Origin of the sequence: Mycobacterium kyogaense (genome assembly GCF_003254575.1) — a bacterium.
Taxonomy (GTDB): Bacteria; Actinomycetota; Actinomycetes; order Mycobacteriales; family Mycobacteriaceae; genus Mycobacterium; species Mycobacterium kyogaense.
Map to the genome: position 1 here is coordinate 22,822 of NZ_QJUA01000049.1, position 10,636 is coordinate 33,457.

Below are 10,636 nucleotides of genomic sequence, written 5' to 3' on the forward strand. Positions count from 1 at the left end.
ACGGACGGTTGCGAAACCGATGCATCCACGACCGTCCGTACACTCTCGCGAGAAACCACGGCGTGCCGTAACACGACGACGGCATCCGCGAGCGTGATCTCGCGGTGTGGACCGGGGTTCGACGTCACCCCGGTGTGCTGAACTACCGCTGCGGGACCGCGGTCGGCTTGATGGGCGCCGGCAGGGCCGTGTGCCCCATCAGGTACGTGTCGACCGCGGAGGCCGCCGCGCGACCCTCGGCAATCGCCCACACGATCAGGGACTGGCCCCGGCCCATGTCGCCGGCGACGTACACGCCGGGCACAGAGGTGGCGAACTTCGCGTCGCGCCCCACGTTGCCGCGCTCGCTGATCTCGACCTTGAGATCGGCCAGAAGGCCTTCGCGCTCAGGACCGGTGAAGCCCATCGCCAGCAGCACCAGATCAGCAGCCATCTCGAAGTCGCTGCCCTCGACCTTCTCGAACTTGCCGGCCTTCATCTCGACCTCGTAGCCGCGCAGGCCCGTCACCCGGCCGTCTTCGCCGAAGAACTCCTCGGTGTTGACCGAGTACACGCGCTCGCCGCCCTCTTCGTGCGCGGAGGTGACCCGGTACACCAGCGGGTACGTCGGCCACGGCGTCGAATCGGCGCGGGTCTCCGGCGGCCGCGGCATGATCTCGAACTGGTGCACGTGCTCGGCGCCCTGGCGGTGCGCGGTGCCCAGACAGTCGGCGCCGGTGTCACCGCCACCGATGATGACGACCTTCTTACCCTTGGCCGTGATCGGCGGCTGGTTGTCGTCGTCGACGACGGGATCGCCGAGCTGCACGCGGTTGGCCCAGGGCAGGTACTCCATCGCCTGGTGGATGCCGTCGAGTTCACGCCCGGGGATCGGCAGATCGCGCCGCGCGGTCGCTCCGCCGGCCAGTACCACGGCGTCGAACTGCGAACGCAGTTGTGCCGCAGTGATGTCGACGCCGACGTTCACGCCGGTGCGGAACTGCGTGCCCTCGGCTTCCATCTGCTCGAGGCGCCGGTCGATATGGCGCTTCTCCATCTTGAACTCGGGGATGCCGTACCGCAGCAGGCCACCGATGCGGTCATCGCGTTCGAAGACCGTGACGTCGTGGCCGGCGCGCGTGAGCTGTTGCGCCGCAGCCAGTCCCGCCGGACCCGAGCCGACGACGGCCACCTTCTTGCCCGTCTTTCGATCCGGCGGAAGCGGCACCACCCAGCCCTCGTCGAAGGCCCTGTCGATGATCTCGACCTCGACCTGCTTGATGGTCACCGGATCCTGGTTGATGCCGAGCACGCACGAGCCCTCACACGGCGCCGGGCACAACCGCCCGGTGAACTCCGGGAAGTTGTTGGTGGCGTGCAACCGCTCGATCGCTTCGCGCCACCGGTCGGTGCGGACCAGGTCGTTCCATTCCGGGATCAGGTTGCCCAGCGGGCAGCCGTTGTGGCAGAACGGGATACCGCAGTCCATGCAGCGCGAGGCCTGGATCTGCAGATGGTCGGGAGGGAAATCCTCGTAGACCTCTTTCCAGTCCCGCAGGCGCAGATCGACGGGGCGACGCTGCGGGGTCTCCCGCTGCGTGTATTTCATGAAACCGCGCGGATCAGCCACTTGCAGCCGCCATGATCGCCTCGTTCACATCGTCTCCATTGCGTTCCGCATCGGCGATGGCCTGCAACACGCGCTTGTAATCGCGAGGCATCACCTTGGTGAAGTAACCGGACTGGGTGTCCCAATCGGCCAGAATCCGTTGTCCGACGGCCGAATCGGTGGCGTCGACGTGCGCGGCGACGATGTCGCGCAGGAACTCGGTGTCCTCGTCGTCGAGGCTCTCCAGCGACACCATGTCGCCGTTGAGGTTGTCGGCGAGAACGTTACCGGGGTCGTAGACGTAGCCGACGCCGCCGGACATACCTGCCGCGAAGTTGCGGCCGGTGGGGCCGAGGATGACGACCCGTCCGCCGGTCATGTACTCGCAGCCGTGGTCACCGACGCCTTCGACGACGGCGTGGGCGCCGGAGTTTCGCACTGCGAACCGTTCACCCACCTGACCGCGCAGGAACATCTGCCCGCTGGTGGCGCCGAACAGCACCACGTTGCCGGCGATGATGTTGTCTTCGGCGACATAACCCGCCGGCGCGTTCTCCGGTGGGCGCACCACGATGCGGCCACCGGAAAGGCCCTTGCCGACATAGTCGTTGGCGTCGCCGTAGACACGCAGCGTGATGCCCTTCGGGACGAAGGCGCCGAAGCTGTTGCCCGCCGAGCCCTTGAACGTGATGTCGATCGTGCCGTCCGGCAGACCCTGTCCCCCGTACGCCTTGGTCACCTCGTGGCCGAGCATGGTGCCGACGGTGCGGTTGACGTTGGCGATCGTGGTCGAGAAGCGCACCGGCGCGGAGCCGTCGAGAGCTTCCCGGCACTGCACGATCAGCTGCTGATCGAGCGCCTTGTCCAGCCCGTGGTCCTGCCGTGAGCTGCAGTACAGATCCTGGTTCATGAACGCCGAGTCGGGTTCGTGCAGGACCGGAGTCAGATCGAGTTTGTGCGCCTTCCAGTGCTCGGCGGCCTTGGCCGTGTCGAGTGCGCCGACCTGGCCGACCATCTCGTTGACCGTCCGGAAACCCAACTGTGCCATAAGTTCCCGGACCTCTTCGGCGATGAACATGAAGAAGTTCTCGACGAATTCGGGCTTGCCGTTGAACCGCTGACGCAGCAGCGGATTCTGGGTGGCCACCCCGACAGGGCAGGTGTCCAGGTGGCAGACCCGCATCATGATGCAGCCCGAGACCACCAGCGGTGCGGTGGCGAAGCCGAACTCCTCGGCGCCGAGCAGCGCCGCGATCACCACATCGCGGCCCGTCTTGAGCTGTCCGTCGACCTGGACCACGATGCGGTCACGAAGTCCGTTGAGCAGCAGGGTCTGCTGCGTCTCGGCCAGGCCCAGTTCCCACGGGGCGCCCGCGTGCTTCATCGATGTCAGCGGGGTCGCGCCGGTGCCGCCGTCGTGGCCGGAGATCAGCACCACGTCGGCATGCGCCTTCGACACGCCTGCGGCGACGGTTCCGACGCCGTTCTCGGACACCAGCTTCACGTGCACCCGCGCCTGCGGATTCGCGTTCTTCAGATCGTGGATCAGCTGTGCGAGATCCTCGATCGAGTAGATGTCGTGGTGCGGCGGCGGCGAGATCAATCCCACGCCGGGCGTGGAGTGCCGCACCTCGGCCACCCACGGGTACACCTTGTGCCCCGGAAGTTGGCCGCCCTCACCGGGTTTCGCACCCTGGGCCATCTTGATCTGGATATCGGTGCAGTTGCTCAGGTAGTGCGAGGTGACGCCGAAGCGACCCGAGGCGACCTGCTTGATCGCGCTGCGCCGCCAGTCGCCGTTCTCGTCGCGGTCGAAGCGCGCGGTGGCTTCGCCACCCTCACCCGAGTTGGACCGGCCACCGAGCCGGTTCATCGCGATCGCGAGCGTCTCGTGTGCCTCGGCCGAGATGGAGCCGTAGCTCATCGCGCCGGTGGAGAACCGCTTGACGATCTCGCTGGCCGGCTCGACCTCGTCCACCGGGATCGAGGGACGCTGACCCGCACGGAATTTCAGCAGACCGCGCAGCGAGGCCATCCGCTCGCTCTGGTCGTCGACCAGCTTGGTGTACTCCTTGAACACCTCGTACTGACCGGTGCGCGTGGAGTGTTGGAGCTTGAACACCGTGTCCGGGTTGAACAGGTGGTACTCACCTTCGCGGCGCCACTGGTACTCGCCGCCCACTTCGAGTTCGCGGTGCGCCCACTCGTCGGGGCGGTCCAGGTACGCCAGGGAATGACGCGCGGAGACGTCGGCCGCGATGTCGTCGAGATCGATGCCCCCGACCGGACAGGACAGCCCGGTGAAGTACTCGTCGAGCAGCTTCTCGCTGATGCCGATGGCCTGGAACAGCTGCGCTCCGGTGTAGGACGCCAGGGTGGAGATGCCCATCTTCGACATCACCTTGAGCACGCCCTTGCCGGCGGCCTTGACGTAGTTGGCCTTCGCCTGGTCACTGCTGATGCCGCTGATGACACCGCGGTCGACCATGTCCTCGATCGACTCGAAAGCCATGTAGGGGTTGATCGCGGCGGCGCCGAAGCCCACCAGGCATGCCATGTGGTGCACTTCGCGGGCGTCGCCGGCTTCGACGACGAGACCCACCTTGGTGCGGGTCCGGTCGCGGACGAGGTGGTGGTGCACCGCGGCGACGGACAGCAGCGACGGGATCGGCGCCATCTGCTCGTTGGACTCTCGGTCGGAGAGCACGATGATGCGCGCGCCGTCGCGGATCGCGGCCGACACCTTGGCGCGGACGTTGTCCAGTGCTTCCTTGAGCCCGCGGCCGCCCCGGTTGACCGGGTAGAGGCAGCGGATCACCGCGGCGCGCATGCCGTGCTTGTGGCCGCGGATCTCGTGGTCGGGGTCGACGCAGATCAGCTTGGACAGCTCGGCGTTGCGCAGGATCGGCTGCGACAGCGCGATCTGACGGCACGACTCGGCGTCGGGATTGAGCAGGTCGCCCTCGGGCCCGACTGTGCCCGCGAGGCTGGTGACCACCTCTTCCCGGATGGCGTCCAACGGCGGGTTGGTGACCTGCGCGAACAGTTGCTGGAAGTAGTCGAACAGCACGCGAGGCCGCGAGGAGAGCACCGCGATGGGCGTGTCGGTGCCCATCGATCCGAGCGCTTCGGCGCCGGTGCGGGCCATCGGCGCGACCAGCATGTTGAGCTCTTCGTAGGTGTAGCCGAAGATCTGCTGGCGCAGCACCACGCGGTGGTGCGGCATCCGCACGTAGTCGCCGGGCGGCAGCTCCTCGAGCTGGAACAGGCCGGCGTCGAGCCATTCCTGGTACGGCTGCTCGGCGGCCAGCTCGGCCTTGATCTCTTCGTCGTCGACGATGCGGCCCTGCGCGGTGTCGACGAGGAACATGCGGCCGGGCTGCAGACGCATCTTCTGTACGACGGTGGCGGGGTCGACGTCGAGGACGCCGGCTTCGGACGCCATCACGACGAGCCCGTCGCTGGTCACCCAGATCCGCGACGGACGCAGTCCGTTGCGGTCCAGGACCGCACCGATCACGGTGCCGTCGGTGAAGCAGACCGCCGCGGGGCCGTCCCAGGGTTCCATCAGCGAGGCGTGGTACTGGTAGAACGCCCGGCGGGCCGGGTCCATCGACTCGTGACGCTCCCAGGCCTCCGGGATCATCATCAGCACCGCGTGCGGCAGGCTGCGGCCGCCCAGGTGCAGCAGCTCGAGCACCTCGTCGAAGCGGGCGGTGTCGGACGCGCCAGGGGTACAGACGGGAACGATCTTGTCCAGGTCCTGGCCCGAGCCGAACACGTCGGTGTTGATCAGCGCTTCGCGGGCGCGCATCCAGTTCTCGTTGCCGGTGACGGTGTTGATCTCGCCGTTGTGGGCGACGCGCCGGAACGGGTGCGCCAGCGGCCACGACGGGAACGTGTTCGTCGAGAACCGGGAGTGCACGATGCCGAGGGCACTGGTGAGGCGCTCGTCCTGCAGGTCCAGGTAGAACGCCTTGAGCTGCGGGGTGGTCAGCATGCCCTTGTAGACGAAGGTCTGGCCGGACAGGCTCGGGAAATAGACGGTCTCGCGGCCGGGGCCGTCCTGGCCCGGGCCCTTGGTGCCGAGTTCGTGCTCGGCGCGTTTGCGCACCACGTAGGCGCGACGTTCCAGGTCCATTCCGGTGGCGCCGGCGAGGAACACCTGGCGGAAGGTCGGCATGGCGTCGCGGGCCAGCGCACCCAGGGAGGATTCGTCGGTGGGTACGTTCCGCCAGCCCAGCACCTTCAGGCCCTCGGCCTCGGCGATCTTGCCGACGGCTTCGCAGGCCGTCGCGGCATCCTTGGACGACTGCGGCAGGAACGCGATGCCGGTGGCGTAGCTCCCGGGCTCCGGCAGGTCGAAATCGACGACCGCCTGGAAGTACTCGTGAGGTACCTGCAGCAGGATGCCGGCACCGTCACCGGTGTTCGGCTCGGCGCCCTGGGCGCCGCGGTGTTCGAGGTTGAGCAGCGCCGTGATGGCCTTTTCGACGATGTCGCGGCTGCGGCGGCCGTGCATATCCGCCACCATGGCCACGCCACACGCATCGTGTTCGAATGCGGGGTTGTACAGGCCCTGAGGACTGGGCGCCATTCCCACCTACCTTATTTCTTCAGACACCTCGGCGCGAGAACGTTAGCCGGGGCGGCGGCGGAGGGGCCTTCGTGCAGCACTGAACGCCGGCCCTTTTTCCACGCGCCACAAGTGCTCAAAACGATATGACAAAGGGCCCCTGACATGCCAACTTAGTGGACCCTAACCACATCGGTCCGGCCGAAGTCCACATCTCGCCACCCGCCACAAGATCACAGACGAATAACGTTGCCATGGACGGTCTTTCACCCCGACAACGATCGACCCCCGCAAATGAGAGCCGCGTCACACCTTGGCGGGTTCCCAGGCCATCATTTGCCACAGCCGCCACCCCTCCCCCTGACGTGCCATTTGCAGGTTGGCGACATTTGCTAGAAGCCTGGCGAGATTCTTAGAGTTGCCCTCCGAGCGTCAGGCCGCCCGACTGAAAGCGAACATGCCCGTCTGGTGCAACGAATCCTCAACCACGGCAACGCTATTCGAGGCGAAGTAGCCCCACCACTGCGATGGCGTACGCCGACCGTCAGGCTGGTCGGGTGCGCTTTCCACTGAATCATCCGCTCGGACGCTTCGGGATCGAGACCGATGACCGCGATCCCGACCTGGCGACAGCGACCGTTCCGACCGACGGTCTGGTCAATCCACTCACCGGGTTGCCCACCATCGCGCCGCTGGCGATGCTGGTCGACCATGTCGCCGGCGCGGCCAATCACGTCCGGCGCGGGACGGACGAGTGGACGGTGTCCAGTGAGCTGGCGCTGGAGGTGGCGCCGGGGGCGCTCGAGGTGATCGCGGCTGCGCCCGATCGACCGGTGCTGGGCGTCGCACGCGCCATGGGGCCCAAGGGCAACACCGCGTTGGCGCTCTGCGAGCTGTCGGTCGACGGCATCGCGATCGCGACGGCGACCGTCCGGTCCTTCTACATCCCCGCACCGGCCGAACTCGTCACGTGGCCCGACGACGCGGATGCGCCGGTGGTCGAGCCGACGCTCGCGGATCGGATGGCCGTCGAGGTCGGCGAGACCGGCGGTGCGGCGGCCGTGTTGGTCCAACGCGACGATCGCGCCGTGTACAACGGCGTGGGGGCGGTCCACGGCGGGGTGTCCTCGATGGGGCTCGAACTCGTCGGCTCGGCGGCGCTGAACAGTGGTCCCGGCGCCGAGTTCGTCACCGGTTCGCTGCGGGTCAACTTCTTCCGTCCGATGCACGGCGGTGCCGGCGCGCATTACGGCGCGACACCCGTTCGGATGGGCAGGCGCACCGCCACAGCGGACGTCGTCGCAGTCGGGTCAGACGGCCGCCCGGCCCTGGTGGGGCGGTTGACCGCCTACCGCTGATCTTGATGAAACCTTCGTTTCCATAGCGCAACGGTTCGGATACGGCGTGCGCCGAGGACGCCGCGGTCGTGTCACCGTGGAGCCCACATCAATGGAAAGAGGGGTCCGCGATGCGCTCACCGACGATGCTGCATCGGCTCGCAGCCGAATTCATCGGGACGTTCTGGTTGGTGTTCGGCGGCTGCGGCAGCGCGGTCTTCGCCGCCAAATTCCTCGCCGGAGACGGTGTGTCGCTCGGAATCGGGTTCGTCGGCGTCTCACTGGCCTTCGGCCTGACGGTGCTGACCGGTGTCTACGCGTTCGGAACGATCTCGGGCGGACACTTCAACCCAGCGGTCACCCTCGGCGCCGCGTTGGCGAAACGCGTCGAATGGAAGGCCGTACCCGGCTATTGGGTCACGCAGGTGATCGCCGGGCTGGTCGCGGGCGCCGTGATCTATGTGATCGCCAAGGGCCGCGACGGTTTCACCGCGACGGGCAGCATGGCGGCCAATGGCTACGGCACGCATTCACCGGGGGGATATTCACTGGTGGCGGTGATCATCGCCGAGGTGCTGCTGACGTTCATCTTCTTGTTGGTGATCCTCGGGTCCACCGACGATCGTGCACCGAAGGGCTTCGCCGGCCTCTCCATCGGGCTGACGTTGACGCTGATCCACCTGATTTCGATCCCGATTTCCAACACCTCGGTGAATCCCGCGAGATCGACCGGTGTGGCGTTCTTCAACGGTGACGGCGCACCGGCGCAGCTCTGGGTGTTCTGGGTGGCGCCGCTCATCGGCGCAGCGGTCGCCGGTATCGCCTATCCGTATCTGTTCGGTACCGCCGAGGAACTCGCCGATCGCCCTGTCCGCGACGACGCGCTCCCCGGCGGCACCCCAGATCACGGGGGAAACTGAGGCGATCAGGCGCTCTTGGCGGCGTCCGCGGCGTCCTTCTCGGTCTTCTTGCCCTCAGTGGCCAGCTGACCGCCGGAGTTCTCCAGGTGCGCCCGGACGAACCACTGGAACTTCTCCAGTTCGCCGGCGTGGCCGATCAGCATGTCCTCGGTGACCGGGTCGAGCTCTCCGGACCGCTCGATGCTCTTGCGCGTGTCCTCGATGACGCCGGTGTAGACCAGGTCGAGGGCAGCCAGGTGCGCCTGCACCGTGTCGCGACCCACCGAGTAGTCGTCCCAGGTGCGGTCCTTCTGGATGGCCCCGGGGGTGCCCTGCGGCGACGCCCCGAGAGCGGCGATGCGCTCGGCGACCTCGTCGGCGTATCCGCGCACCAGATCGACCTGCGGGTCGATCATCTCGTGAACCCCGATGAAGTTGGGGCCCACCACATTCCAGTGCACGTGCTTGAGGGTCAGGTGCAGATCGTTGTAACGGCTCAACGCCTTCTGCAGCAACTCTGCGACCTCGGCGCCCGCCTTGTCGGACAGTCCAGGCACGGTGAACGTAGTCATGTAACAGCTCCTTCGTATGTCCCGCCCCGTGTACCCGGGCCGTCGGCGCGATAATCGTCTGCGCTCGACGTCACAGTTCAGCAAGATTCGGGATGGCCGCCCGCGGCCCGAAGCGCGGATTCACCGCGAGCCCACTGGCTTCCAGCAATCGGACGGCCCGTTGCCGGTGCGGCGACAGAGGCGCGAGCAGCACCACCATCTCGTCGTCGTCGATCGGATGGCCGAGCAGACTCCAGCCCACCATCGTCGACAAGTGATAGTCCCCGATCGACAGGGCGTCGGCGTCGCCGAAAGCCCGCTGGGCCACTTCGGCCGCCGTCCACACGCCCACCCCGGGCAGCGACATCATCGCGGTGCGCGCCGCTTCGCACGACCGCTGGACCAACCGTTCGAGGGCATCGGCGCGCTGCACACATCCGATCACCGTCCGGGCCCGGCCGGGATCGACATTGGCGAGGTGGAAGTCCCAGGACGGCACGCGCCGCCACACCTCGGCCGAGGGCGGCACACGCATGTGTGCAGGCGCTGGGCCGGGGGCCGGGGCGCCGTACTTGGTCACCAGCTGGCGCCATGCGCGCCGGGCGTCCTTGCCGTACACCCGCTGTTCCAGGATGGCCGGCACGAGCGCCTCGAGCACGCGTCCCGTCCGGCCCAGTCGCAGGTGCGGCACGCGTTGGTGGGCGCGCGCGATGGTCGGTTCCTGCGGGTCGAACCCACGCACGTCGTCGTCGGCGCCGAGCAGGGCGGGCAATGCGTCCGTGAACTCCGCGGCGCCGGGCCCCCACGCTTCGCACCCGACGGTGTCGACGGCGGCCCGCGTGATCCGTGCGGTCACCGCACCACTGGCCAGCAGGCTGGTCCGCCAGATCGCGCCGTCGGGGGCGTCGTGGTAGCACGGATCGGCCCGCCCGCGGCGCAGCGGTGACAGTGTCAGCGCCGGGCTCGCGGGTCCGGGGAACGTGACACTGGCGGTCCGGCTCTCCGGCATCCGCTAGGGCTCCACCGCGATGTCGGCCTTGTTCGGGTAGAACGCGACGTGCCCGGCGATCTCGGCGACCGCGGGGTAGGGCTCCGCATAGGTCCACACCGCGTCGGCGACGGTCTCGGTCCCGGTTCTGACGTCGTAGTAGCCGGCGTCACCCTTGAACGGGCAGTAGGTGCTGGTGTCACTGCGCCGAAGGCGATCGGCCACTACGTCTGACATCGGAATGTACTGCACCGCTGGGTAATTGGATTCTTGCAGCGTCAGCGCGTCACGGGTGTCGGCGATCACCTCTCCGCCGACGCGGACGACGACTCGGCGTCCGGTCGGCGTCACGGTGATCGGGTGTTCGCTCGTCGGTTCGAGCACAGGGCGGTCGGTCATCACTCCATTGAACGCCTCGGGGCCGATCAGTGCGGCCGGCCGGCGATCTTGTCCGCCACGACGGCGATCGGTGACGTCGTGGCGCGGCCCCGCGCCTCGTGCCAATCGGCGGCCTTGTACGCCAGGTACATGCCCCGCACCCCGAGCCACCGCAGCGGTTCGGGCTCCCACTGCGCCGACCGGTGACCCACCCAGGGCAGCTCGGTCAGCGGCGTGGCGCGGCCGAGCACCAGATCGACCAGTGTGCGGCCGGCCAGGTTGGTCGCGGTGACGCCGTGGCCCACGTAGCCACCCGCCC

Annotated in this window: 7 protein-coding genes and 1 pseudogene; 2 read left to right on the plus strand and 6 right to left on the minus strand. The window is 67.7% G+C overall.

Going from position 1 to position 10,636, the window contains the following annotated elements:
• Positions 1-142: 142 nt before the first annotated feature.
• Complete coding sequence (locus DMB80_RS24275; RefSeq protein WP_046363355.1) at positions 143-1,609, minus strand: glutamate synthase subunit beta; 1,467 nt, start codon at positions 1,607-1,609, stop codon at positions 143-145.
• Entirely contained in the window at positions 1,602-6,185 is a 4,584-nt protein-coding gene (gene gltB, locus DMB80_RS24280) for a glutamate synthase large subunit (RefSeq protein ID WP_111512199.1), read from the minus strand. Before gltB ends, DMB80_RS24275 begins: the two co-directional genes overlap by 8 nt.
• A gap of 536 nt (positions 6,186-6,721) precedes the next feature.
• Between gltB and DMB80_RS24285 the strand changes: the two genes are divergently transcribed.
• Positions 6,722-7,522, plus strand: coding sequence for a PaaI family thioesterase (locus DMB80_RS24285; RefSeq protein ID WP_111512208.1), 801 nt, complete (start codon positions 6,722-6,724; stop codon positions 7,520-7,522).
• A gap of 110 nt (positions 7,523-7,632) precedes the next feature.
• Positions 7,633-8,421, plus strand: a complete 789-nt coding sequence (gene aqpZ, locus DMB80_RS24290; RefSeq protein WP_111512200.1) for an aquaporin Z — start codon at positions 7,633-7,635, stop codon at positions 8,419-8,421.
• Between the two features lie 5 nt (positions 8,422-8,426).
• Here aqpZ and DMB80_RS24295 read toward each other — a convergent pair whose 3' ends face one another.
• The 4 genes and pseudogenes from DMB80_RS24295 to DMB80_RS24310 form a co-directional block, all read right to left on the minus strand.
• Positions 8,427-8,972, minus strand: a complete 546-nt coding sequence (locus tag DMB80_RS24295; RefSeq protein ID WP_046363358.1) for a Dps family protein — start codon at positions 8,970-8,972, stop codon at positions 8,427-8,429.
• Positions 8,973-9,042: 70 nt separating this feature from the next.
• Positions 9,043-9,960 (minus strand): DNA-3-methyladenine glycosylase family protein, encoded by a 918-nt coding sequence (locus DMB80_RS24300; protein WP_111512201.1) that lies wholly within the window; start codon positions 9,958-9,960, stop codon positions 9,043-9,045.
• A 3-nt stretch (positions 9,961-9,963) separates the two neighbouring features.
• Positions 9,964-10,338, minus strand: coding sequence for a DUF427 domain-containing protein (locus DMB80_RS24305; RefSeq protein WP_111512202.1), 375 nt, complete (start codon positions 10,336-10,338; stop codon positions 9,964-9,966).
• Positions 10,339-10,364: 26 nt separating this feature from the next.
• Positions 10,365-10,636, minus strand: a pseudogene (locus tag DMB80_RS24310) (FAD-dependent oxidoreductase); the annotation flags it as partial.